Source organism: Roseburia sp. (assembly GCF_041325975.1).
Classification (GTDB): domain Bacteria; phylum Bacillota; class Clostridia; order Lachnospirales; family Lachnospiraceae; genus Roseburia; species Roseburia rectibacter.
The window spans coordinates 1,268,552-1,293,834 of sequence record NZ_JBGLEJ010000005.1 but is presented as its reverse complement, the minus strand read 5'-3'; the positions used below and the strand labels follow the sequence as shown (position 1 = coordinate 1,293,834).

19 protein-coding genes are annotated in these 25,283 nt (G+C 42.1%); all 19 read left to right on the top strand.

Annotated features, from left to right (window positions below; translation table 11 throughout):
• Positions 1 to 122: 122 nt before the first annotated feature.
• A complete protein-coding gene (locus ACDD58_RS17190) occupies positions 123 to 1,031 on the top strand; it encodes a hypothetical protein (RefSeq protein WP_370778516.1) in 909 nt (302 codons plus the stop codon).
• Positions 1,032 to 1,044: 13 nt separating this feature from the next.
• On the top strand, positions 1,045 to 1,980 hold the full coding sequence (locus ACDD58_RS17185; protein WP_370778515.1) for a helix-turn-helix domain-containing protein: 936 nt from the start codon (positions 1,045 to 1,047) through the stop codon (positions 1,978 to 1,980).
• Between the two features lie 343 nt (positions 1,981 to 2,323).
• Positions 2,324 to 3,388 carry a radical SAM protein gene (locus ACDD58_RS17180; protein ID WP_370778514.1) on the top strand — a complete coding sequence of 355 codons (1,065 nt, stop codon included), beginning with the start codon at positions 2,324 to 2,326 and terminating at the stop codon, positions 3,386 to 3,388.
• Complete coding sequence (locus ACDD58_RS17175; protein WP_117919641.1) at positions 3,381 to 5,057, top strand: ABC transporter ATP-binding protein; 1,677 nt, start codon at positions 3,381 to 3,383, stop codon at positions 5,055 to 5,057. Before ACDD58_RS17180 ends, ACDD58_RS17175 begins: the two co-directional genes overlap by 8 nt.
• A gap of 317 nt (positions 5,058 to 5,374) precedes the next feature.
• On the top strand, positions 5,375 to 6,475 hold the full coding sequence (gene leuB / locus ACDD58_RS17170; protein ID WP_117919643.1) for a 3-isopropylmalate dehydrogenase: 1,101 nt from the start codon (positions 5,375 to 5,377) through the stop codon (positions 6,473 to 6,475).
• Positions 6,476 to 6,554: 79 nt separating this feature from the next.
• Positions 6,555 to 8,231, top strand: a complete 1,677-nt coding sequence (gene ilvD / locus ACDD58_RS17165; protein WP_015520186.1) for a dihydroxy-acid dehydratase — start codon at positions 6,555 to 6,557, stop codon at positions 8,229 to 8,231.
• Between the two features lie 108 nt (positions 8,232 to 8,339).
• On the top strand, positions 8,340 to 10,028 hold the full coding sequence (gene ilvB / locus ACDD58_RS17160) for a biosynthetic-type acetolactate synthase large subunit (protein WP_370778513.1): 1,689 nt from the start codon (positions 8,340 to 8,342) through the stop codon (positions 10,026 to 10,028).
• Between the two features lie 20 nt (positions 10,029 to 10,048).
• The gene (gene serC, locus ACDD58_RS17155; protein ID WP_006856993.1) at positions 10,049 to 11,131 is read left to right on the top strand and encodes a 3-phosphoserine/phosphohydroxythreonine transaminase; all 1,083 of its coding nucleotides are present in this window, start codon (positions 10,049 to 10,051) and stop codon (positions 11,129 to 11,131) included.
• A complete protein-coding gene (locus ACDD58_RS17150) occupies positions 11,131 to 12,294 on the top strand; it encodes a phosphoglycerate dehydrogenase (RefSeq protein ID WP_370778512.1) in 1,164 nt (387 codons plus the stop codon). The genes serC and ACDD58_RS17150 overlap by 1 nt, the downstream gene beginning before the upstream one ends.
• 132 nt (positions 12,295 to 12,426) lie before the next feature.
• Positions 12,427 to 13,677 carry a DUF1015 domain-containing protein gene (locus tag ACDD58_RS17145; RefSeq protein WP_117919649.1) on the top strand — a complete coding sequence of 417 codons (1,251 nt, stop codon included), beginning with the start codon at positions 12,427 to 12,429 and terminating at the stop codon, positions 13,675 to 13,677.
• Positions 13,678 to 13,833: 156 nt separating this feature from the next.
• Positions 13,834 to 14,748: a mechanosensitive ion channel family protein gene (locus tag ACDD58_RS17140; RefSeq protein WP_370778511.1), complete on the top strand. Its 915-nt coding sequence runs from the start codon at positions 13,834 to 13,836 to the stop codon at positions 14,746 to 14,748.
• A gap of 181 nt (positions 14,749 to 14,929) precedes the next feature.
• Positions 14,930 to 15,133: a cold-shock protein gene (locus tag ACDD58_RS17135; RefSeq protein WP_006856998.1), complete on the top strand. Its 204-nt coding sequence runs from the start codon at positions 14,930 to 14,932 to the stop codon at positions 15,131 to 15,133.
• Positions 15,134 to 15,386: 253 nt separating this feature from the next.
• Positions 15,387 to 18,317 carry an insulinase family protein gene (locus ACDD58_RS17130; protein WP_370778510.1) on the top strand — a complete coding sequence of 977 codons (2,931 nt, stop codon included), beginning with the start codon at positions 15,387 to 15,389 and terminating at the stop codon, positions 18,315 to 18,317.
• Between the two features lie 18 nt (positions 18,318 to 18,335).
• Positions 18,336 to 19,244 (top strand): GTPase Era, encoded by a 909-nt coding sequence (gene era, locus ACDD58_RS17125; protein WP_006856999.1) that lies wholly within the window; start codon positions 18,336 to 18,338, stop codon positions 19,242 to 19,244.
• Between the two features lie 84 nt (positions 19,245 to 19,328).
• On the top strand, positions 19,329 to 19,508 hold the full coding sequence (locus ACDD58_RS17120) for a hypothetical protein (RefSeq protein ID WP_147345377.1): 180 nt from the start codon (positions 19,329 to 19,331) through the stop codon (positions 19,506 to 19,508).
• Positions 19,447 to 20,211: a DNA repair protein RecO gene (gene recO, locus ACDD58_RS17115; protein WP_370778509.1), complete on the top strand. Its 765-nt coding sequence runs from the start codon at positions 19,447 to 19,449 to the stop codon at positions 20,209 to 20,211. Before ACDD58_RS17120 ends, recO begins: the two co-directional genes overlap by 62 nt.
• Before the next feature lie 66 nt (positions 20,212 to 20,277).
• Positions 20,278 to 21,015 (top strand): hypothetical protein, encoded by a 738-nt coding sequence (locus tag ACDD58_RS17110; RefSeq protein ID WP_118209167.1) that lies wholly within the window; start codon positions 20,278 to 20,280, stop codon positions 21,013 to 21,015.
• Between the two features lie 53 nt (positions 21,016 to 21,068).
• Positions 21,069 to 22,466, top strand: coding sequence for a glycine--tRNA ligase (locus ACDD58_RS17105; protein ID WP_006857002.1), 1,398 nt, complete (start codon positions 21,069 to 21,071; stop codon positions 22,464 to 22,466).
• Positions 22,467 to 22,538: 72 nt separating this feature from the next.
• On the top strand, positions 22,539 to 25,274 hold the full coding sequence (locus tag ACDD58_RS17100; RefSeq protein WP_370778507.1) for a YfhO family protein: 2,736 nt from the start codon (positions 22,539 to 22,541) through the stop codon (positions 25,272 to 25,274).
• The last annotated feature ends 9 nt before the right edge of the window (positions 25,275 to 25,283 follow it).

Below are 25,283 nucleotides of genomic sequence, written 5' to 3'. Positions count from 1 at the left end.
GTAGTACCAGAAAGCCTGTTATGTGTGGATGAGAAAACATAACAGGTTTTTCTTTATAGGAGTAGAATATTTATGGAATTTATATTCTGCTGCCTGACAGAAAAGTTTTAGAGGGGCAGAAGATGAAATTAAATACGGTAGGGATTGCATTGTCGTATTATCGGGAGAAGTATGGATTGTCCATGACACAGGTTTGTGAAGGAATTTGTTCACCAGCAACGATGTTCCGGATTGAAGAGGGATATCGTGAGGTGGATTCATTAGTCAGTGCGACATTGTTGTCAAGAATAGGAAAGCAGGTTCTTGAATTTGAATTGTTATTGAATGAGAAAGATTACAACTTGTTCCGGTTACGAAAAGATATCCATCGGAATTTAGAAGAGAAAAATCTGGATACAGCGGAGAAACTGTTACAGAGTTATCAAAGTGTAATGCCAAAAAAACAAGTGCTTCATGAACAATATTATCTCTGGGGAAAGGCAGAACTGTTACAGAAACGTGGTGCATCAAAAGAAGAAATCAAGGCTGTATTAAATGAGGCGATACTTTTGACAAAATCTTTTTTTGGAAAGAGGAAAAATACTTCTGATTTATACAGTGAAATGGAGATAAAACTTTTTTTGGGGCTGATTCAGTTTTCGGAAGATATTTCATGGAAAGAGGCAGAATTGAAAAGAATGCTGCTTTTTATAAGAAAGTATGATTCGAAAAAAATCAAGGAACAGGCTGAAATGTCCATTCTGAAAGAACTTGCCAGCATACAGGAAGAAAAAGGAGATGCACAAAAGGAACTGGAATATATTGAACAGGCATTAACACTGGTAAAAGAAAGCAGAACGATGCGTGGACTGGCAGAATTGCATTTTAAGAAGGCAGGACTGTTAAAAGAGCTGATGCAGAGAAACAAGGACATGCAGCAGAAATATCAAAAACAATGTCAGGTGGAACTTACGATGGCTTATTATACGGCACTTGTCATGGACAATGTGGAACTGGTGCAAAAAATAAAAACGACGGGTGACAGAGTGTAGAAAGAGGTGCCATATGGGAAATTATAATGTTGGTGATATGATACGGCTTTCAAGAATTGCAAACGGAATGACACAGGAAGAACTGAGTGAGGGAGTCTGTTCTGTGGAGACACTTTCCAGAATCGAAAACGGAAAACATAAAGTGAAAAGTGATACATATCGGCAACTTATGGAGAAAATGTATCAGATCACAGAAAAAAATTATGCTGTGTGCGTCAGCAGGGATATGGAACTGATAGAGGAGCGGGAATATTTTGAGGATGCTATGGCAAAGCATGATTTTGAAAAAGCAGACTTTTATATGGAACAGATGAAAAAACTTGTTGGAAAAGACGCATCTACACAAAGATATATCCGCCGGGAAAGTACTTTTTTGGATTATTATATGCAGCGCATTACAGCAAAACAGCTTGTGGAAGCATTAGAAGAGCTTGCAGAAGAAGTTGTACCACAGTATAAAAAATTTCTTGAAAGTGATGTGATATATCCTTTCCGGGAACAGGAGATTACACTTTTAAAGCGGCTGGCTGTGGCATATGGCAGAATAGATGAGTATCCTAAAAGTATAAAAATCTGTGAAATGCTGCTGCGCAGCCTGCGGGAAGGATATATGGCAGAATGGGAGATCGAAGAACTTAGTATTGCTGCAAATCTTTCAAAGTATTATGGGGCAGTTGGAAACTATCGGTATTCCATGGAATTATGTGAATATATTTTACCGAAAGCGAGAAAATATGCAAATGCACCGATAATGACATTTGTTTTAGGGGAAATGGCATGGAATATGAATGAGATGATTGAAAGTGGAATGGAGGGAGAAGAAAAGGCAGAATATTGCCGTAAAAAGTATAAGCAGGCATATTTTGTAAGCGCCGCAGCAAGTGGTGAATTAGATAAAAAGGTGTTTTCTGATCTTTATGAAACAATGTTTGGGGAGAAGATAGAATAATCCAAGCTATAGGTATCGATGATAGGGTAGCTCTTGTCAGCGATAAGCGTGTAGGAATTAACAATCAAAGAAAAAGAATGATTGGTATTTATTGTGAAGAGACATAATATTAAGAGAAAGGAATGTAATATTTTTTTCATATGTATGTACCTCATATCTGAGATTTTAAATATATTATGTTATAGATATTATAAAAAGACCATGTCAAAACCAGAAAAAATTTTTTTCCGGTTTTGACATGGTCTTTTTGCAACAGGTGATTTACAGTAAAAAAGTTATTAGCACTTATTAAGTGTTGATATATAAAATATGAAAGGAAGGAATGCCATGAGAGATTTAGAATATGGGAGTAAAATTTGTTACACTTACAGGAGGAGAACCAACTACAAAAAAAGATTGGTATGTGATTGCGGAAAAATTAAGTAAAGCTGGAATTTACACAAACATAATTTCTAATGGGTGGTTTGTGGAGGATGATTTAGTAGAAAAAATAAAACAGGCTGGAATTGCAATTTGTGCAATAAGTATTGATGGTGTAAAAGAGACTCATGATAGAATAAGAAAAGAGGGATCTTTTGAAAAAGATTTATTGGCGTTAAAAAAATTAAAATATCATGGTGTACAGACAATGGTAGCCACTACTATCAACAATGAAAATATTGAAGAATTAGACGAAATGTATGATATCTTTTCGGAGATAGGGGTTGATTTCTGGCAGCTACAGATCACACTTCCAATGGGTAATTTCCTTAAACAACAAACATTATTTGTTGAACCAGGGATGATTGAACAAATAATTGATTTTGCGTATAAAAAGAAAGAAGGACAATTAGAGATACATCTGACAGATGGAATAGGCTATTACAACAAAAAACAAATTTGTATGCAACAGAATACTTGTTGGGCAGGATGTTCGGCAGGAAAAAAATCAGTTGGTATTTTACAAAATGGAGATATTGTTGGATGTACTTCTATTAGAAATGAGAAAATGATAGAGGGAAATATCAGAGATGGATCATTGCGAGATATATGGTTTTCTAAGGATTCATTTTTGTGGAATAGAAATTTTAAAAGAGATGATTTGAAAGGGCTGTGTCGTGAGTGCAAGTATGGGGATATGTGTTTGGGTGGATGCTCAAATTCGCGGTTCACATTAAATGGAACGATAGAGTCTGAGAATATTTTATGTTCATATAACTATAAGTTAGTACAAGCAAGAAAATACATTAATAAATTGGATGAGGAGCAGCTTCTTCAATTATTTACAATATTAATTGAAAAAAATGAATACCAAATAGCAAAAATGGTCTATGATAGAATAAAAAATATTAATGGAAATCATGTTATAGAGATGTGCGAAAAATATTTGCAAGTAAATACGGACTGCAAGGAGAATAACAATGAATGAATATTTCAAAAAGCACAAAGTACACCTTATGGCGTGGGTATTTTTCGCTGTCCTAAAAACCATAGCCGCAGTTTTATTTGCACTCTATATGCAGAAAATGATCGACGCAGTGTCCGCCATGGATGCACAAAAAATGTTACATACGAGCATTGCAGGGGTGGTGATCGTTGTCTGTTATGCAGCATTCGGCTATGTCGGCTCCTATTTTGAGATGAAGTTTTCACAGAAAGTCTTAGTGGATGTGAGACAAGACATCTGTAAAAGTATTGTGAGCACGGATCTCGACAGTTACCGTCTGCACAAGAGCGCGGAGTATACATCGATCTTAAACAATGATATCGGTATGCTCGATGAAAAATATTTTCTGTGTCTGCCAAACATTGTGATCCAGATCCTCACATTTCTGATCGCGACGGTCACGTTGTACCAGATGGAACCGTGGCTGGCATTTTCGGCGATTCTGCTCTGTGCGGTGCCGTTAATCGTGCCGTTTTTGTTTGGAAAACAGATTTCAGCGCGCCAGAAATCATACATCCATGTGCTTGACTGGTACAACGGAAAACTGAAAAACATCTGGAACGGCTATGAGGTCATCAAGAGCTATCATGTGGAGCGGGAGATCCTTACCGATTATGAAAAATGTAACTGGGAAGTGGAAAGGACGCATTTTTCCGTTCGCAATACGCAGAACATGTCAAGAAGCATCTCCGGCGGGATCGGTTTCCTGATCGATGTGTGCATGATGGGAATTGCCGGGATTTTAGTTTTAAAAGGTTACGTTACGGTCGGTATCCTGATCGCAACCATACAGCTTATGAACTATATCCAGACACCGATCCAGTGGATCTCAAAACTGCTTGCAGACTATAAGACAAGCCAGCCGGTTTTAAAGCGGGTGACGGATATCTTAAACCTGCCGAAAGATGCAGACCATGGGGAAAAGTTAAAAACAGCACTGCCAATCTCAGTGGAAAATCTACGTTTTTCCTACGAGGAGGGCGAAGAGGTCTTACATAATTTAAGCGTAACTTTTGAACCTGGCAAAAAATATGCGATCGTCGGAAACAGCGGAAGTGGAAAGAGTACCTTTATGTATGTGCTGATGCATTATTATAACCATTTTGAAGGAGAGATCCGTTTTGGCAGCCAGAGCATCAGCGATATTCAGAAGAAAGAACTCTACCGCAGCATTGCACTCATTCATCAGAATGTCGTCGTGTTAGATGGCACACTGCGGGACAATGTTTCCCTTTATGAAAGCTATTCGGATGAGAACATCAAACAGGCATTAATCCGTGCCGGTATGGGAGACTACCTGAACGAAAAGGGACTTGATTTTACCATACAGGAATCCGGTTCCAATCTCTCCGGCGGAGAAAAACAGCGCATTGCCATAGCCAGGGCATTCCTCCGCAATACTCCTGTCATGATCTTAGACGAAGCGACATCCAGTCTTGACAGCCTCATGGCAGCAAAAATCGAACAGACCGTCCTGCAGTCAGACACGACCATCTTAAATATCGTACACCAGTTAAAAGCAGACAGCTTAAAACAATATGATGAAATTCTGGTATTTTCCAAAGGCGCCATCATCGAACGCGGCAATTATGATGAACTGATCCAGAAAGATGGAATCTTCCGCAGTCTGTTATCCGTAATGAGCGCTTAAGCTATACCATGGTATACAACCAGGTAATGAAAAGAAAGCACTTTCATAATACCAGGTTATAAATATTATAAAAAAGAAAAATAGAATCAGAGGTTGCAATGTTTCACAAATTACATTATTATAGACATTATACATACTGTCTGTTAGTAATGTGATAAAGTGTGGGCGCACAGCAGCCGCTGATTTTCTTTTTATTCATAATAAAGCAGGATGTTCGCAGAGTATGCATTCTATGGTGCAGAAAGGCAGGATACTTTCTGACAGGCGAAAAATCAGTTACACATATCTGACAGAGGAAAAGAAAGAGGGATCAGAGCATGGAATGTAAGATTGGCGTGATTTCCGGTGACGGAATCGGACCGGAGATCGTGGCAGAGGCAAAAAAAGTATTAGACAAGATCGGAACAAAGTATGGTCACAGTTTTCTATATGAAGCGATTTTGATGGGCGGCTGTTCGATTGATGCAACAGGCGTGCCGTTAACCGATGAGGCGATCGCAGCAGCAAAAGCGTCCGATGCAGTGCTTATGGGTTCCATCGGCGGTAATACAGCAACCTCTCCGTGGTATAAACTGGCACCGGAATTGAGACCGGAGGCAGGATTATTAAAATTAAGAAAGTCTCTGAATTTATTTGCAAATTTAAGACCGGCTTACTTATATGAAGAATTAAAAGAGGCATGTCCACTCCGCGACGACATCATCGGGGACGGATTTGATATGATGATCATGCGTGAACTGACTGGAGGATTATATTTCGGTGCACGAGGGACCGAGGAAGTTGACGGTGTGCTGACTGCAACAGATACACTGACTTACAGCGAGACAGAGATCCGCAGGATCACAAAGAGAGGATTTGACATTGCCATGAAACGCCGCAAAAAAGTGACGAGCGTGGACAAGGCAAATGTGCTGGATTCCTCAAGACTCTGGCGAAAAGTGGTCGAGGAAGTAGCAAAGGACTATCCGGAAGTCACCTATGAGCATATGTTAGTTGACAACTGTGCGATGCAGTTAGTCAAAGATCCGAAACAGTTTGATGTCATTTTAACAGAAAACATGTTCGGAGATATCTTATCCGACGAGGCGAGCATGGTGACAGGTTCCATCGGAATGTTGTCAAGCGCCAGCTTAAACGACACGAAGTTCGGACTCTATGAGCCGAGCGGCGGTTCTGCACCGGATATTGCAGGAAAAGGTATCGCAAACCCGATCGCAACAATCTTAAGTGCAGCAATGATGCTCCGCTATACCTTTGACCTTGATAAAGAGGCAGAGGCCATCGAGGCAGCCGTAAAACAGGTATTAAAAGACGGTTATCGCACGATTGATATCATGCCGCAGGAAGAAGATAAAAAGAAAAATGTCACACAGGTCGGTACCGCACAGATGGGTGATCTGATCTGCGAACGTATTTAATATAGGGAGCAAAACAAGGAGTAAAATCCTCTGCTCACCAGAGGGTTCGCATTTTGCTCCGCAAAACAAGGAGGATTACATGAAAAGCGATAATGTAAAAAAAGGGATGCAGCAGGCACCTCACAGAAGTCTTTTTAATGCATTAGGCTTCACGGAAGAAGAAATGAACAAACCGATGGTCGGTATCGTAAGCTCCTACAATGAGATTGTACCGGGCCATATGAATCTTGATAAAATCGTAAATGCAGTAAAATTAGGCGTTGCAGAAGCGGGCGGAGTACCGGTTGTATTTCCGGCGATCGCAGTCTGTGACGGAATCGCGATGGGGCATATCGGAATGAAGTATTCCCTTGTAACCAGAGATCTGATCGCGGATTCCACCGAGTGCATGGCACTTGCACATCAGTTTGATGCACTTGTCATGGTGCCAAACTGTGATAAAAACGTTCCGGGACTTCTGATGGCGGCAGCGCGTATCAATGTTCCGACCGTATTTGTATCCGGCGGACCGATGCTTGCCGGACACGTTCAGGGCAAAAAGAGAAGTTTATCTTCTATGTTCGAGGCAGTAGGCTCCTATGCAGCAGGAACCATGACGGAGGATGATGTAAGAGAATACGAAGAAAAAGTATGTCCGACCTGTGGCTCCTGCTCCGGTATGTACACAGCAAATTCCATGAACTGTCTGACAGAGGCACTCGGCATGGGACTTCGTGGAAACGGAACGATCCCGGCTGTCTACTCTGAGAGAATCAAACTTGCAAAACATGCAGGTATGGCAGTTATGGATATGTACCGCAAGAATATCCGTCCAAGGGATATCATGACAAAAGATGCCATTTTAAATGCATTGACGGTAGATATGGCATTAGGCTGTTCTACGAACAGTATGTTGCATCTTCCGGCGATCGCACATGAGATCGGATTCGATTTTGATATCGCATTTGCAAACCCGATCAGTGAAAAAACACCGAACCTCTGCCATCTTGCTCCGGCAGGTCCTACTTATATGGAAGACTTAAACGAGGCAGGCGGTGTCTATGCCGTTATGAAAGAACTTGCAGACATTGGTTTACTGAATACAGACTGCATGACTGTGACAGGAAAGACAGTGGGCGAAAATATTGCCAATGCGGTAAATAAGAATCCGGAAGTCATCAGACCAGTCGATAATCCATATAGTAAAACAGGTGGTCTTGCTGTATTAAAAGGAAATCTTGCACCGGACGGAAGCGTTGTAAAACGTTCCGCAGTCTGTGATGAGATGATGGTGCATGAGGGACCGGCGAGAGTATTTGACTGTGAGGAAGATGCGATTGCTGCGATCAAAGGCGGTAAGATCGTTGCCGGTGACGTGGTTGTGATCCGTTACGAGGGACCAAAAGGCGGACCTGGTATGCGTGAAATGTTAAATCCAACTTCAGCGATCGCAGGTATGGGACTTGGCTCATCCGTAGCATTGATCACAGACGGACGTTTTTCCGGCGCAAGCCGTGGAGCTTCCATCGGACATGTGTCACCGGAGGCAGCAGTCGGCGGACCGATCGCACTTGTGGAAGAGGGCGATATCATCCGTATCAATATTCCGGAGATGAAATTAGAGATTGCAGTTTCAGACGAAGAAATGGCAGCAAGAAAAGCAAAATGGCAGCCGAGAGAGCCAAAGGTAACGACAGGTTATCTGAAACGCTACGCATCGTTAGTAACTTCCGGCAACAGAGGTGCTATTTTAGCATTGCCGGAAGAACAGAAATAAAAAAGAAATACAAAAGTTGTCATTCGAAAAGTCATATGTTGTAAAAGAAGCATCTGATGATGTAGAAATTAAAAACAGATGAGAATGGCAGTGGAATGGAGGAATAATATGCAGTTAACAGGTGCCCAGATCGTGATCGAATGCCTGAAAGAACAGGGTGTTGATACAGTTTTTGGTTATCCGGGCGGTGCCATTTTAAATGTATATGATGAATTATATAAACATCAGGGAGAAATCCGGCATGTGCTGACATCACATGAGCAGGGAGCATCCCATGCAGCGGACGGATATGCGCGAAGTACTGGAAAAGTCGGTGTGTGCTTTGCAACGTCAGGCCCGGGTGCAACGAACCTTGTAACTGGAATCGCAACCGCTTATATGGACTCGGTTCCGGTCGTTGCAATTACCTGCAACGTTACCGTACCGCTTCTTGGAAAAGACAGTTTTCAGGAGATCGACATTGCGGGAATCACAATGCCGATTACAAAGCATAACTTTATTGTAAAGGATGTTACAAAACTTGCAGATACGATCCGGCGTGCATTTAAGATCGCACAGACAGGACGTCCGGGACCGGTTTTAGTGGATATCCCAAAAGATATCACAGCGGCAAAGACGGAATACACTTCGGTGGAGCCGAAACCGATCGCAAGGGTCACAGATACAATCTGCGAAAAAGATGTTGATACAGCGGTTTCCATGATAAAGGCGGCAAAGAAACCGTATATCTTTGTCGGCGGCGGTGCAGTGATCTCCGGTGCATCGGAAGAATTAAAAGAGTTTGCAGGGAAAGTAAATGCTCCGGTCTGTGATACATTGATGGGAAAAGGAGCATTTGACGGAACAGATGATCTTTATACCGGAATGCTCGGCATGCATGGAACAAAGACATCCAACCTTGGTGTCAGTGAGTGTGATCTTCTGATCGCAGTTGGTGTCCGTTTCTCAGACCGTGTTCTTGGAAATGCTAAGAAATTTGCATCACAGGCAAAAATTTTACAGTTTGATGTGGATGCGGCAGAAATCAATAAAAATATCCAGGTGGATGCCAGTGTGATCGGGGATTTAAAAGAAATTCTGATCCGTGTCAATGAAAAATTAGATGCACAGAGTCATCCGGAATGGATCGGGGAGATCATGGATTTGAAAAAAAAATATCCGCTCACTTATCCGAAAGAGGGACTCAGTGGTCCATATCTGATGGAGGAGATCTACCGTGCGACAAAGGGAGATGCAGTTATCGTGACAGAAGTCGGACAGCATCAGATGTGGGCAGCACAGTATTACAAATACAAAAACCCGCGTACCTTTTTATCATCCGGCGGACTCGGAACGATGGGTTATGGACTTGGAGCTGCGATCGGTGCACAGATCGGCAATCCGGATAAACAGGTGATCAATATTGCAGGTGACGGCTGTTTCCGTATGAACATGAATGAAATCGCAACTGCAGCACGCGAAAAGCTGCCGTTGATCGAAGTGATCGTCAACAATCATGTACTTGGAATGGTTCGCCAGTGGCAGGATCTTTTCTATGAAAAACGTTATTCCGCAACTGTCCTTGATGACGGTGTGGATTTTGTAAAATTAGCAGAGGCGATGGGCGCAAAAGGATACCGCGTGACCAGTCAGGAAGAATTCAACGAGGCTTTTAAGGAAGCACTTGAATCGAAAATACCGGTTTTGATCGATTGTATCATCAACTGTGATGACAAGGTGTGGCCGATGGTTGCACCGGGAGAGGCAATCAGTTCTTCATTTACCGGTGAAGACTTAGCAAAAAAACAACAATCATAAATCAGAGGAGGAAGTTTAAGATGAGCAGAGTGTATAATTTTTCTGCAGGACCGGCTGTATTACCGGAGGAAGTATTAAAAGAGGCAGCAGATGAAATGTTAGATTACAAAGGAAGCGGAATGTCCGTTATGGAGATGAGCCACCGTTCCAAAGTATATGACAATATCATCAAAGAGGCAGAGCAGGATTTAAGAGACCTGATGAATATTCCGGATAATTACAAAGTCCTGTTTTTACAGGGTGGAGCATCCCAGCAGTTTGCCATGATCCCGATGAACCTGATGAAAAATAAAAAAGCAGGTTATATCGTAACAGGTCAGTGGGCAAAGAAAGCATATCAGGAAGCATCCATTTACGGTGAGGCAGTAAAACTTGCATCTTCCGAGGATAAGACATTTTCTTACATACCGGACTGCTCCGATCTTGATATTCCGGATGATCTTGATTATGTATATATTTGTGAGAACAACACAATTTATGGAACCAAATACAAAAAACTCCCGAATACAAAAGGACATACATTAGTAGCGGATGTATCTTCCTGCTTCTTATCAGAGCCTGTAGATGTTACCAAATATGGTGTGATCTATGGCGGTGTTCAGAAGAATGTCGGACCTGCCGGTGTTGTTATCGTAATTATCCGTGAGGATCTGATCACAGAGGATACCTTACCGGGAACACCTACCATGTTAAAATACAAAACACATGCAGATGCAGATTCTCTTTACAATACACCGCCATGCTACGGCATTTATATCTGCGGAAAAGTATTCAAATGGTTAAAGAAGATGGGCGGACTTTCTGTCATGAAAGAGCGCAATGAAGAAAAAGCAAAGATCCTTTACGATTTCTTAGATCAGAGCAAATTATTCAAAGGAACTGTTGTACCGGAGGACCGTTCCCTGATGAACGTTCCATTCGTAACCGGAGATGCCGATCTGGATGCCAAATTCGTAAAAGAAGCAACCGAAGCCGGATTTGTAAATTTAAAAGGACATCGTACTGTTGGCGGTATGAGAGCATCTATCTACAATGCGATGCCAAAAGAGGGCGTTGAAAAATTAGTAGAGTTCATGAAGAAGTTTGAGGAGGAGAATGCATAATGTTTAAGTATAACTGCTTAAATCCGATCGCATCAGTCGGTCTGGATCTGTTTTCAGATCAGTATGAGAAAGTAGATGAATTAAAAGATGCACAGGCTGCTTTAGTCAGAAGTGCTGCAATGCATGATTTGGAACTGCCGGATACTTTAGAGGCAGTTGCAAGAGCAGGAGCCGGAGTTAACAATATTCCACTTGATAAATGTGCAGAAAAGGGTATCGTCGTATTCAATACACCTGGTGCAAATGCCAATGGTGTAAAAGAGCTTGTATTTGCAGGTATGCTTTACGCATCCCGTGATATCGTAGGCGGTATCGAATGGTGTTTAGAGAACCAGAACGATGAAAATATCGCAAAGACAGCTGAGAAGCAGAAAAAGAACTTTGCAGGAACCGAAATTTCCGGAAAGAAATTAGGTGTCATCGGTCTTGGTGCGATCGGTGTGTTAGTTGCCAATGCAGCAATCCATATGGGAATGGAAGTATATGGATATGATCCGTATATCTCTGTTGCAGCAGCATGGAACTTATCAAGAAGTGTTAAGCACATCAGCAACGTAGAAGATATCTACCGTGAGTGTGACTACATCACGATCCATGTGCCGCTTCTGGATTCTACGAAAAAAATGATCAGTGCAGACGCAATTGCTATGATGAAACCAACTGCGATCGTATTAAATTTTGCAAGAGATCTGCTTGTGGATGAAGAAGCAATGGTGGATGCACTTGCAGCAGGAAAAGTACACAAATATGTATCTGATTTCCCGAACACAACGACTGTTGGTGCAAAGGGCTGTATCGTAACACCTCACCTTGGAGCTTCCACAGCAGAGTCAGAAGATAACTGTGCGATTATGGCAGTGCGTGAGATCCGTGATTACTTAGAAAATGGTAATATTGTCCATTCTGTAAATTTCCCGGACTGCAGCATGGGAGCATGCACAACTGCAGGACGTATCGGAATCTTACACCGCAATGTCAAAGGTATGTTAAGTTTATATACAACGATCCTTGGTGATGCAGGAATCAATATTGACGGAATGGCAAACAAATCAAAAGGCGATTATGCATATGCACTTTTGGATTTAGACACTTCTGTTCCGGAGGATGTACTTGAAAAATTAAAGAATACAGAGGGTGTCTTAAAAGTTCGCAAGATCTGCTAGAAATCTGACGGTGATTTGTGACAATAGAGTGTTTAAGAAAGGTACATTCTATTGTTTCCTAGATCGGCATAGGAAAGAACTTTAAGGAAAATGGTAACTTAATTCAGAAGAATAAGATGAGGTGCAGCAAAAATGGCAGATATCAGACCGTTTATGAGCATCAGACCAGAAAAAGGGAAGGCAGCTAAGATCGCTGCCCTCCCTTATGATGTTTATAACAGAAAAGAAGCAACTGTGGAAGTGGAGAAAAATCCGGAATCTTTTTTAAAGATTGATCGTGCGGAGACAGGCTATCCGCTTTCTGTGGATATGTATGATGAAAAGGTGTATCAGAGAGCACATGATCTGTTGTGGGGGATGGTAGAGGATGGTTCTTTTATCCGCGATCAGAAAAAATGTTACTATATTTATGAACTTACGATGAATGGACGCACACAGACAGGGATTACGGCGTGTGCATCGATCGATGATTATTTAAATGGCGTCATCAAAAAGCATGAGAACACCAGAGCAGAAAAGGAAGCAGACCGTATTCAGCATGTGGATGCCTGTAATGCGCAGACCGGACCTATCTTTTTAGCATACCGCTCGAATCCGGTGATCAATGAGATCGTGGAGAAAGTCAAAGCAGGAGAGGCAGAGTATGACTTTACATCGGAGGATGGAATCAGACACCGTGTGTTTGTGATCAGTGACGATGATAAAATTGCAGCAATCTCACAGGCATTTGAAAACATGGCAGATATCTATATCGCAGATGGTCATCACCGTGCAGCCTCGGCTGTAAAGGTTGGTTTAAAACGAAGAGAAGAACATCCGGGTTACGATGGAACGGAAGAATTTAATTATTTCCTGTCTGTATTATTCCCGGATGACCAGCTTATGATCATGGATTATAACCGTGTAGTGAAAGATTTAAACGGATATTCTTTTCAGAGCTTTTACAAGGAAATAAAAAAACGTTTTGACGTGACAGAGATCACAGATCAGGAAGAAAAAAGACCACAGGAAAAAGGCAGCTTTACCATGTATATGGAAGGACACTGGTTCCTTTGTAAGTTCCGGGAGGACGATCTTGCCGCAGTGGCAGATGATCCGGTAAAAAGTTTGGATGTATCAATGTTACAAGACCTTCTGCTTCATCCGGTACTCGGCATCGGAGATCCGAAAACAGATGGAAGAATCGACTTTGTAGGAGGAATCCGCGGCATGGACGAACTGGTCAGACGCTGTGAGGAAGACTGTTCCGTTGCATTTGCCATGTATCCGACCTCGATCACAGAGCTCTTCTCCGTCGCAGATGCCGGAAAACTCATGCCGCCAAAATCTACCTGGTTTGAACCAAAACTCCGCAGCGGTCTGTTCATTCATTCCTTAGAATAAGGAAATTCCTTAGAGCAGGACAAAATGAGAAATGGAATTTTGAAAACTTATAAAGAACTGAGGAAGTTGTGAAACTGTGCCAGGTTCACAACATTCATAGCCTAAAGATGAGTTTTTTTTAAATTCAAATTCGAATAAAAACGAAGGGAGCCATATATGCTGGCAGAAAATGTAGAAGGAATCGCTAATGCAACCGAGACCGTCGAAATGTTAAACCAGGCGCAGGAAAACTTACAGGAGGTTGCGAAGAACCCGGGAATCGTAGGCACATGGCTGCAGGGACTGATACCGGATCTTTTGAACTTTGCGTTTCAGGTCGTAGTTGCGATTATCATTTATATTGTTGGAAGCAAGATCATTGGTCTGATCTTAAAAATGTTCCGCAAATCCATGGAACGCAGAGATGTCGATACCGGTGTCAGACAGTTTGTACTGCCATTGATCAAATACGCACTATATCTGGTACTGATCTTTATTATCATGGGACTGTTTGGAATTGCAACCACCTCGGCAGTGGCAGTGCTTGGTTCTGCTGGCGTGGCAGTCGGTCTGGCACTGCAGGGCAGCCTTTCAAATTTTGCGGGTGGTGTGCTGATCTTACTGTTAAAACCTTTCCGTGTCGGAGATTACATTATAGAACATTCCGGCGGGAAAGAGGGTACGGTAACAGAGATCTCCATTTTCTATACAAAACTGCTCACCATTGATAACAAAGTGGTCATGGTACCAAATGGTACACTCTCTAACAGCAGCATCACAAATGTTTCCACCATGGAAAAACGCCGTGTGGATCTGGTAGTAGGTATTGCATATGAAGCGGATATCAGAACTGCAAAAGAAGTGTTGTATTCTGTTGCAGAAGCGGAGGAGGCAAGACTGCCGGAAGAAGAGATTCTTATATTTGTGGATGAACTTGGAGATTCGTCAGTAAATATGGGTGTGCGTATCTGGGTAAAGACAGAAGACTACTGGACTGCAAAGTGGCGCCTGACTGAGAACATCAAATATGCACTTGATGATCATAATATTTCCATTCCATATCCGCAGATGGATGTGCAGATAAAACAGTAACTGCAAAATGTGCATATTTCACAATAATTATAAAATAAGATTGACAAAATAAGTAATATATGCTAAATTCGACTCATGGTGTTGTTATAAATTTCATCGTTTGGACAGCACAGTACACACGGAATATTCCGATGTGGAAGAAACAAAAGTTTTGCATGTATTAGGAGGTCTTGAAAGAGTTATGCAGCAGGGAACTGTAAAGTGGTTTAATGCCAAAAAGGGTTACGGATTTATTTCGGACGAGCAGGGGAATGATGTATTCGTACATTTTTCCGCACTGAACATGGATGGATTTAAGGAGTTAAAAGACGGCGAGCGTGTAGAGTTCGAGGTTACTGAGGGAGAAAAGGGACCTCAGGCTGCCAATGTAAGCCGTATCGCATAATAGCGGATTATTCCATAAGTACCAAAAAAGGGAGTGTAAATAATACATTCCCTTTTTAAGTTGTGTAAAATATGGTATAATAAGACTGCCGAGCGAAGCGAGTGTAGATCACGATCATGTGCTGCTTTTGCGCATGATATAATGAGCGCAAGTGAGTCAACATGCTTGCTTGATTGACGAACGGCGAATTGGATTATGTGCTGTTTTTTGCACATAATATACTAGACATAAGATCATATTTTGGAGGATGATGATGAAACTGACTGATTTGGAAGCATACGAGATTTTAGAACAGTGCCCTTTGCGTGATTTGAAATCCGAAGGGTTTATTTTACGCCATAAAAAAAGCGGTGCAAGAGTTGCGGTAATTTCAAATGATGATGATAACAAGGTATTTTATATCGGGTTCCGTACGCCGGCAGAGGATTCTACAGGTGTACCACATATCATAGAACACACAGTATTGTGTGGGTCTGATAAATACCCGGTCAAAGATCCTTTTGTGGAGCTGGTCAAGGGATCTTTGAATACATTTTTAAATGCGATCACGTATCCTGAGAAAACGATCTATCCTGTGGCAAGCTGCAATGACATAGATTTTCAGAACCTGATGAGTGTTTACATGGATGCCGTATTTCATCCAAATATCTATAAACATCAGGAGATTTTCAAACAGGAAGGCTGGCATTATGAGCTTGAGAGCGAAGATGCACCGGTCACCATCAATGGTGTTGTATATAATGAGATGAAGGGAGCTTTTTCGTCTGCAGATGATGTGCTGCAGCGGGAAATTTTAAATTCCCTGTTCCCGGATACCACATACAGCAATGAGTCCGGTGGAGATCCGGAACACATCCCGGATCTGACATATGAGGATTACCTTGATTTTCACAGAAGATATTATCATCCGTGCAATTCATATATTTATCTGTATGGAAATATGGATGTGGCAGAAAAACTTCGCTGGATGGATGAGGAATATTTAAGCCATTATGAAGAGATTGAACTTGATTCTGCCGTAAAGGCACAGAAAACATTCGAAAAACCGGTGGAGATCACAAAGAAATACCCGATTTCTTCTGCAGAACCAGAGGAAGATAACACGTATCTTTCCTATAATCTGGTCGTAGGAGATATTTTAGATAAGAAACTTTATCTGGCATTTGATGTTCTGGATTATGCATTGCTTGGTGCACCGGGGGCACCGTTAAAACAGGCACTGATCGATGCGGGGATCGGAAAAGATATCGTTGGTGGTTATGACAGCAGTACCATGCAGCCGGTATTTTCCATTATTGCCAAAAATGCAAACAGCACAGATAAAGAAAAATTCCTTGAGACGATACAGAACGTTTTAAAACATCAGGTAAAAGACGGAGTGGATAGGAAAGCGCTGCTTGCAGGAATCAGTGCATCGGAGTTCCGTTATCGCGAGGCTGATTTTGGGCAGTTCCCGAAGGGACTTTTATACGGTATCCAGTGTTTAGACAGCTGGCTTTATGATGACAGGCAGCCGTTTATGCATGTGGAAGCATTAGATACCTACCGTTTTCTACGGGAGCAGGTTGAAACAGGATATTTTGAGGCACTGATCGACAAGTATCTGATTCATAATCCACATGCATCGGTCGTTGTAATCGAACCGGAACGAGGATTAAATGCAAAACGTGATGAGGCACTGGCAGAGAAACTTGCTGCATATAAGGAAAGCTTGAATAAAGATGAGATAAAACAGCTCATCGAAGATACAAAGCATTTAAAACAGTATCAGGAAGAATCATCACCAAAAGAAGATTTAGAAAAGATCCCGATGTTAAAACGTGAGGATATGAAACGTGAGGCGGCACCGCTTTACAATACGATAAAAAAATGCGGTGACACGACGGTCGTACACCATGAGATGTTTTCAAATGGTATTGATTATCTGCGCATCCTCTTTGATATCCGTGATATGGAGAGCAAAGATCTGCCGTATGTTGGAATTTTAAAATATATCCTTGGCTATATGGATACAGAGCGGTACGGATTTTCAGAACTGGCAAATGAGATCAACATCCACACCGGTGGAATATCCGCAAGCTGTGGTGTTTATCCGCATGTGAAGAAGCCGGAGGATATGCAGTTTATGTTTGAACTGCGTGTAAAAACGCTTGCATCGGAGCTGCCCCAGGCGATGGATCTTTTGCGTGAGATCATAATGACGACAAAGATTTCTGATGAAAAGCGCCTGCGTGAGATCATTGCGCAGCTTCGTTCAAGGGTGGAGGCGGCATTTGACGGTTCCGGTCACTCGGTGGCATCCATGCGTGCATTGTCTTATTTTTCAAGAGCGGCATATTATCAGGAAGCAACAGCAGGTATTTCGTTCTATGAGCTGGTTTCCGATTTAGATGAACATTTCGATGAGAAAAAGGACGAACTGATCGCAAGGCTTATGCGGCTGGTACAGATGATATTTGTGCCGGAACGTATGTTAGTCAGTGTTGTCTGTGAAGAGGCTGATTATCAGGCGGTGGAAGAACAGATTGCCTTTCTGTTAAAGAATCTGTATGTGTCAAAAGAGACTGTAAAAGAGCGGATGCTGCCAAAGGTTCATCTGGAAAAGAAAAATGAGGGATTTATGGATGCATCGCAGGTACAGTATGTGGCAAGAGCCGGCAACTATGCGCGTCACGGATTTTCATATCACGGGGCACTGCGTATTTTGAAAGTCATTATGGGATATGATTATCTCTGGATCAACGTCCGTGTCAAAGGCGGTGCCTATGGATGCATGAACAGCTATATGCGAAATGGAGATACTTATTTTGTATCTTACCGTGATCCGAACTTAAAGAAAACAGATGAGATCTATGATGGCATTCCACAGTATCTGGCTGATTTTAAGGCGGACGAGCGTGAGATGACAAAATACATTATCGGTACGATCAGCGATATGGATACGCCGATGAATCCGAGTGCGAAGGGAGCGCGTTCCATGACCGCATATTTACAGGGACTGGATTTTGCGGATATCCAGAAAGAGCGTGATCAGGTGATCGGTGCAACAGAAGATGATATCCGTGCCTTAAAGGATCTGATCGCATCCGTATTGGATGAGAAAAATATCTGTGTCATCGGAAATGAAGAAAACTTAAAGAGTCAGAGTGATATGTTTATGCAGTTGAAAAATTTATATGAATGATTTTGGAATGGAGTACAAATGAAAGAAAATTTTAAATCAGGATTTGTCACAATTATCGGCAGACCAAATGTTGGAAAATCAACGTTGATGAACCATCTGATCGGACAGAAGATCGCAATCACATCAAATAAACCGCAGACAACCAGAAACCGTATCCAGACAGTCTATACGGATATGGAGCGTGGACAGATCGTATTTTTGGATACACCGGGAATCCACAAGGCAAAAAATAAGCTGGGCGAATATATGGTAAACACCGCGGAGCACACATTAAATGAAGTAGATGTGATCCTCTGGTTAGTGGAACCTTCAAACTTTATCGGAGCAGGCGAGCAGCATATCATCGAGCAGTTAAAGAAGACAAAAACACCGGTGATCCTTGTTATTAATAAGGTAGATACGGTGAGCCGGGATAAGATATTGGAATTTATCGATACTTACCGCAAGGTATACGATTTTGCCGAGATCGTTCCGGCATCCGCACTGCGTGCACAGAATCTTGATACCGTATTGGATATGATCTTTAAATATCTGCCGTATGGACCGCAGTTTTATGATGAAGATACGATCACAGACCAGCCGGAGCGTGCGATCGTTGCGGAGATCATCCGTGAAAAAGCACTTCATGCATTAGATGATGAGATACCGCATGGAATCGCAGTCTGCATTGACCGCATGAAACAGCGGAAAGGACAAAATATCATGGACATTGAGGCAACGATTGTCTGTGAGAGAGATTCCCATAAGGGTATTGTGATCGGAAAAGGCGGAGCCATGTTAAAAAAGATCGGTTCAAACGCGCGCTATGAGATTGAACGTCTGTTAGAGGAGCAGGTCAATTTAAAACTCTGGGTAAAGGTCAAAAAAGATTGGCGTGACAGCGATTCCATGATGAAGAACTTTGGCTATAATAAGGACGAGATCTGACTTACCATTTTTTTGCTGGTATAAGGGAAGCTGTCTGAGGAAATCCTAACATTATCAAGTGATGGATGATGGGAGGATGAGATTATGGATGAAGCCTGGAGCAATTTTATGACAACAGGAAGAGTAACCGATTATTTAAAATACAAAGAGTCGCATAAAGGCAGCTTTGATACCACAGGGAGAGGATGGGAAAATAGACCGGATGGGACAGAATATCGTAGTGACCGGGATGGTCTTAAAGGTAATGCCGATTGGCGATTATGACAGAAGAATCACACTGCTGACGAAGGAAAGGGGCAAGATCACCGCATTTGCAAAAGGTGCAAGAAGACCAAACAGTGCACTTGTTGCTGCGGCAACCCCCTTTTCCTTTGGTGAATTTGAAATGTTTGAGGGGCGAAGCTCCTATACGGTGGTGAGGGCTTCCATTCAGAACTATTTCAGGGAAGTTCAGGAAGAACTTGAAGCTACATATTATGGATGTTATTTTCTGGAATTTGCCGATTATTACTGTCAGGAAAACAATGATGAACGCGAGATGTTAAAGCTGCTTTATCAGTCACTTCGGGCATTGACAAGCAGTGCATATGATAAGAGACTGGTCCGTTTTATTTTTGAGTTAAAGGCAATGTCGGTAAACGGTGAAGCACCGAATGTATTTGCCTGTCTGAAATGTGGAAAAAAAGAAGAACTGAACTGGTTTGTAACAAAATGGGGTGGCTGTGTCTGTGATCCCTGTGAAAAAAAAGAAGCGTCCACGGAGGAAAGCGGCAGGTTTTTCCTGAATGAATCAACTCTTTATACGATGCAGTATATCATTTCAGCAAGGGTGGAAAAATTATATACTTTTTCTGTCAGTGACAGTGTGTTAAGGCAGCTGCTTGCAATTATGAAAAGTTATCGTGCAGTTTATCTGGATCATACATTTCAGTCTCTTAAAATGTTAGAGGGACTATTTACTGGTTGAAATCGGGAATCGGAAATAGTATAATGTAAAACATTGGATATGTAAGACGAATGGAGACTTGTAAAAATGAGAAAAGCATGTATGGCAGGTATTGGCGTACTGATTGGCATTTCGATGCTGGCTGGATGTGGAAAATCTCTGAATGCAGATACGGATACGGTATATGTACAGAAAAACGGAACCGTACTCACAGTAGATGTTGAGACACTGGATAAAGATTATTATGATGAGACAGAACTAAAGGATTATGTGACAGATGCTGTTTCTGCTTATACGGAAGAACATGGAAAGAATACGGTAAAACTGGAAGGACTTTCTGTGAAAGATAGTACGGCAACACTTAAGATGAAATATAAAACACCGGAAGATTATACAGGATTTAATGGCATTGAACTCTATGAGGGCAAGGTTGTTAAGGCACTGGCAGCAGGATATGATTTCAACACAGATTTTGTCAGTGTAGAAGATGGAAAGGTGACCGGAACAGCGACGAAGGAAGAAATTTATTCCGGGGATGATTTAAAAGCAGTCATCATCAAGGCAAACAGAGATGTCAAAGTAGATGGAACGATCTGTTATGTTTCCACAGAAAATGTAAAGCTGACCGGGGCAGACAGTGTTTCCATACGGGATGGTTACAGTTTAAACAGTGATAATGTTTCAGATGAAAATGCTTCTGGCGGAACAGAGAATGTTGGCGGTTCAACAGAGATATCTGACACGGATGTCAATGATGACACAGCCTATGTAAAAGATGATGGGGCATTTGAAACAGATGTCTACACATACATTATTTATAAGTAAACATACAAAAGAGGCAGTCCACTGCCATTTTATAGAAAGGTGAGGAATTATTTATGGAAAAATCAATGGACAAAATCGTAGCACTGGCAAAATCAAGAGGTTTCGTATATCCGGGATCTGAGATTTACGGTGGTCTTGCAAATACATGGGATTATGGTAATCTCGGCGTTGAGTTAAAGAACAACGTAAAAAGAGCATGGTGGCAGAAATTTATTCAGGAGAATCCATACAATGTAGGTGTGGACTGTGCCATTTTAATGAACCCGCAGACCTGGGTTGCATCCGGACATCTTGGCGGATTTTCAGATCCTCTGATGGATTGTAAAGAATGTCATGAGCGTTTCCGTGCAGATAAGATCATCGAGGATTTTGCAGAGGAGAAAAAAATCGAGTTAAAGAGCTCCGTAGACGGATGGACACAGGAAGAGATGCGTGATTTCATCGAGGAAAATCAGGTTCCATGTCCAACCTGCGGCAAACACAACTTCACAGATATCCGTCAGTTTAACCTGATGTTTAAGACATTCCAGGGTGTTACTGAGGATGCAAAGAATACCGTATACTTAAGACCTGAGACAGCACAGGGTATTTTCGTAAACTTTAAGAATGTACAGAGAACATCCCGTAAAAAGATTCCGTTTGGTATCGGACAGGTCGGAAAATCTTTCCGTAATGAGATCACACCGGGTAACTTTACATTCCGTACCAGAGAGTTTGAGCAGATGGAGCTTGAGTTCTTCTGTGAGCCGGGTACTGATTTAGAGTGGTTCCAGTACTGGAGAGGTTTCTGCCGTGACTGGCTGATCTCCCTTGGAATCAAAGAGGATGAGATGCGTCTGCGTGACCATGATCCGGCTGAGCTTGCATTCTACAGCAAGGGAACAACGGATATCGAGTTCTTATTCCCATTCGGATGGGGCGAACTCTGGGGTATTGCTGACAGAACCGATTATGACCTTGGACGTCATCAGGAGACTTCCGGTCAGGATCTTACTTACTTTGATGATGAGAAGAATGAGAGATATCTTCCATATGTTATTGAGCCTTCACTTGGAGCAGACCGTGTTGTTTTAGCATTTTTATGTGCTGCTTATGACGAGGAAAATATCGGAACAGAGGAAAAACCGGATATGAGAACGGTTCTTCATTTCCATCCGGCTTTAGCACCTGTTAAGATCGGTGTACTTCCATTATCCAAGAAGTTAAATGAAGGTGCTGAGAAAGTATTCGCGCAGCTTTCACACAAATATAACTGTGAATTTGATGACAGAGGAAATATCGGAAAGCGTTACAGAAGACAGGATGAGATCGGTACTCCGTTCTGTGTAACCTACGATTTCGAGTCTGAAAATGACGGTGCCGTAACGGTTCGTGACCGTGATACCATGGAGCAGGAGCGTATTAAGATCGAGGATCTGGATGCTTATTTCGCAGAGAAGTTCAACTGGTAAAAGAAAAGATATGATCAGGAGAAAGACCAGAGACAATGTGCTTTGGTCTTTTTCTATGGGAGAAATTAAAAAATGAGATTCTTACGGAATAAAGATGGTAATGTCAGTAAAAAAGTCTGGTTTGCTCTGGCATATACCATATGTTTTACAATCATTGCGGGGGCGGTATTCTCCGTATTTATCATAAATAAAAAAAGTTTTATATGGGTTCCGGATGGCCTGCAACAGCATTTCAATGCGCTGCTTTATTATCGTTCGTGGCTTTTATCGATCATAGATACGCTTATTACAGAACACAGGCTTTCGGTTCCGCTGTGGGACATGCATATCGGACTTGGCTCAGATGTGCTGACGACGCTTCATTATTATGTGATCGGTGATCCACTCAATCTTTTATCGGTGTTTGTGCCGGATGAAAAGTATATGGAACTTTTTTACAATGCGATGGTTCTGGTAAGGATTTATTTTGCCGGACTGGCATTTTCTGCATATTGCAGGTATCACGGACAGAAACCTTATTCTACGCTGCTTGGGGCAATGGTATATGATTTCTGCTTCTGGGTTATCATTGCGGTGCGTCATCCGTATTTTTTAAATCCGATGATTTATCTGCCGTTGATCCTGATTGGTGTGGATAAAATTTATAAAAAACAAAAGCCCTGGTTGTATATGGGTATGCTTGCGGTGGCAACAGTCAGCAGCTTTTATTTTACATACATGATCTGTGTCTTTGTTGTCATTTATGCACTGCTTCGTTACCTGATGCTGTTTGGAAAACCGGTTTTTAAGACGGTATGGTACTGGGTATGGCGTTTTGCGGCATACTCGTTTGTAACGCTGTCATCTGTTTCTATTATTCTGCTTCCGGTTGTTGCTATGACATTATCTACAGGAAGGGCAGGAGCACAGCATACGTTTTCATTGCTTTATCCGTTATCTTATTATCGGAAATTATTTTATGGATTCCTGATCGGAGGTTCCACTTACTGGAGTGAACTGGGATATACGGGAATCGTTCTTTTGGCAGTGTTGCTGCTTCTTCTTGGGCGAAGAAAAAACAGGGGACTGCGTGCCGGATTTGTACTTATGACGCTGTTACTGTTGTTCCCATTTGCGGGAAAAATGTTGAATGGTGGAAGTTATGTGGTAAACCGTTACATGTGGGCATACTCCATGCTTGTGTCTTTTATCGCGGTAAAAATGTATCCTCAGATGATGGAGATGCATTTTAAGAAAAAAATTGCACTGTTCTGGGCGGGAATCACCTATATCTGCCTGTGCTTGGAGGTGCTTGGAAAGCATCAGAAACAGTATGTATTAGTGGCATTATTATTATTTTCCGTGCTGTTAGTTCTCATTGTCGGAACCGGGAAAAAGACGAAAGAAAAATTTGTTTTTAAGGCGGCATTGTTAGTGGTCGTGATGCTGGAACTGATCTATCAGGGATGGGCAGAATATGCGCCACAGGCGGGCGGTTATGTGGAGGAATTTGCCACACAGGGGGAGGCACTTTCCATGCTGACAAAGGATGCGGCTGGAAACCTTGTGAAAAATCATGCGAAAGATACGACATACCGCTATGAGTCCCTGCAGTCTGAGGAGTGGAAAAACACAGCAATGCAGCTTGGAATTAATGGTACTTCCTATTATTTCAGTCTTGCAAACCCGGATATCAACCAGTTTCAGAGAGAAATGTACATCAATCAGACAAGAGATTTCTGTTATTCCGGTTTTGATGCGCGCACGATGTTAGAAGTACTTTCCGGCGTGCGTTATTATGTGGTGCCATCCGGAAACAAAGGACTGCGTCCATATGGTTATAATGTCTGCTTCAACCGCGGAACACTTGGCGCGGGGGGACAGTATGAAGTGAAATGCGATGCCTATGAGAATGATTCCGTACTGCCGGTCGGATTCGCAGGCAGTGCAGTAATTCCACGGAGTATCTATGAAAAGCTGGATGTGACGAAAAAACAGCAGGCACTGTTACAGGGGATCGTCGTGGAAGATGATAAGATCCCATCTGCGTTAGCCAGCACGGAAACAAAACCGGAGTTTACGGATCAGGATATTTCCTACACGATCACGGATATGCATAACGTGGAACTGACAGACCAGGGATTTACAGCGACAGAAAAGAAAGCGTCGGTCACACTTTCCTTTGAGGGGATGCCGGAGAGCGAAACATACTTTATATTAAAGGGACTTGGGTTTTCGGAGGAAGGAAAAACCTTAACACAGTCGAAGAGCCGTCTGCACATTGATGTGACCTGTGGAAAGATTACAAAGATGATTACATTCCTTACCAGAAAGAATAATTTTTACAGTGGTGTGGATGACTATCTGATCAACGCCGGATATCGTGATGAAAAAGCAGATGAGATCATCCTTACTTTTCATGAAAAAGGAACGTATCAGTTTGATGACATGCAGATCGTCTGTCAGCCGATGGAACAGATCGATGGCTGGACGAAAAATTTAAAACAGGATGTTTTAAAAAATGTTGTCATGGATACAAATCGTATTTCGGGAACATTAGAAAACGCTCAGGAGAGACTGCTCTGTATGACGATCCCATACAGCAGCGGCTGGCGGGCGTACATAGATGGTGTGGAAACAGAGATCTTAAAGGCGGATACGATGTATATGGCAGTTGATGTGCCGGAGGGAATACATCAGATCGAATTTTATTACTGTACACCGTATTTAAAAACGGGTGCTGTTTTGAGCGGTCTTGGAATCCTGTCGGTGATCGGGATCGCTGTATTCAGGCATAGAAGAAATAAGGGACAAAAAGAAAAGGAATAAAGCAGGACA

Excerpts from the sequence above, each read along its gene's own strand:
- ACDD58_RS17190 (WP_370778516.1), top strand. The coding sequence starts at position 123 with ATGAAATTAAATACGGTAGGGATTGCATTGTCGTATTATCGGGAGAAG.
- ACDD58_RS17185 (WP_370778515.1), top strand. The coding sequence starts at position 1,045 with ATGGGAAATTATAATGTTGGTGATATGATACGGCTTTCAAGAATTGCA.
- ACDD58_RS17180 (WP_370778514.1), top strand. The coding sequence starts at position 2,324 with ATGGGAGTAAAATTTGTTACACTTACAGGAGGAGAACCAACTACAAAA.
- ACDD58_RS17175 (WP_117919641.1), top strand. The coding sequence starts at position 3,381 with ATGAATGAATATTTCAAAAAGCACAAAGTACACCTTATGGCGTGGGTA.
- leuB (WP_117919643.1), top strand. The coding sequence starts at position 5,375 with ATGGAATGTAAGATTGGCGTGATTTCCGGTGACGGAATCGGACCGGAG.
- ilvD (WP_015520186.1), top strand. The coding sequence starts at position 6,555 with ATGAAAAGCGATAATGTAAAAAAAGGGATGCAGCAGGCACCTCACAGA.
- ilvB (WP_370778513.1), top strand. The coding sequence starts at position 8,340 with ATGCAGTTAACAGGTGCCCAGATCGTGATCGAATGCCTGAAAGAACAG.
- serC (WP_006856993.1), top strand. The coding sequence starts at position 10,049 with ATGAGCAGAGTGTATAATTTTTCTGCAGGACCGGCTGTATTACCGGAG.
- ACDD58_RS17150 (WP_370778512.1), top strand. The coding sequence starts at position 11,131 with ATGTTTAAGTATAACTGCTTAAATCCGATCGCATCAGTCGGTCTGGAT.
- ACDD58_RS17145 (WP_117919649.1), top strand. The coding sequence starts at position 12,427 with ATGGCAGATATCAGACCGTTTATGAGCATCAGACCAGAAAAAGGGAAG.
- ACDD58_RS17140 (WP_370778511.1), top strand. The coding sequence starts at position 13,834 with ATGCTGGCAGAAAATGTAGAAGGAATCGCTAATGCAACCGAGACCGTC.
- ACDD58_RS17135 (WP_006856998.1), top strand. The coding sequence starts at position 14,930 with ATGCAGCAGGGAACTGTAAAGTGGTTTAATGCCAAAAAGGGTTACGGA.
- ACDD58_RS17130 (WP_370778510.1), top strand. The coding sequence starts at position 15,387 with ATGAAACTGACTGATTTGGAAGCATACGAGATTTTAGAACAGTGCCCT.
- era (WP_006856999.1), top strand. The coding sequence starts at position 18,336 with ATGAAAGAAAATTTTAAATCAGGATTTGTCACAATTATCGGCAGACCA.
- ACDD58_RS17120 (WP_147345377.1), top strand. The coding sequence starts at position 19,329 with ATGGATGAAGCCTGGAGCAATTTTATGACAACAGGAAGAGTAACCGAT.
- recO (WP_370778509.1), top strand. The coding sequence starts at position 19,447 with ATGGGACAGAATATCGTAGTGACCGGGATGGTCTTAAAGGTAATGCCG.
- ACDD58_RS17110 (WP_118209167.1), top strand. The coding sequence starts at position 20,278 with ATGAGAAAAGCATGTATGGCAGGTATTGGCGTACTGATTGGCATTTCG.
- ACDD58_RS17105 (WP_006857002.1), top strand. The coding sequence starts at position 21,069 with ATGGAAAAATCAATGGACAAAATCGTAGCACTGGCAAAATCAAGAGGT.
- ACDD58_RS17100 (WP_370778507.1), top strand. The coding sequence starts at position 22,539 with ATGAGATTCTTACGGAATAAAGATGGTAATGTCAGTAAAAAAGTCTGG.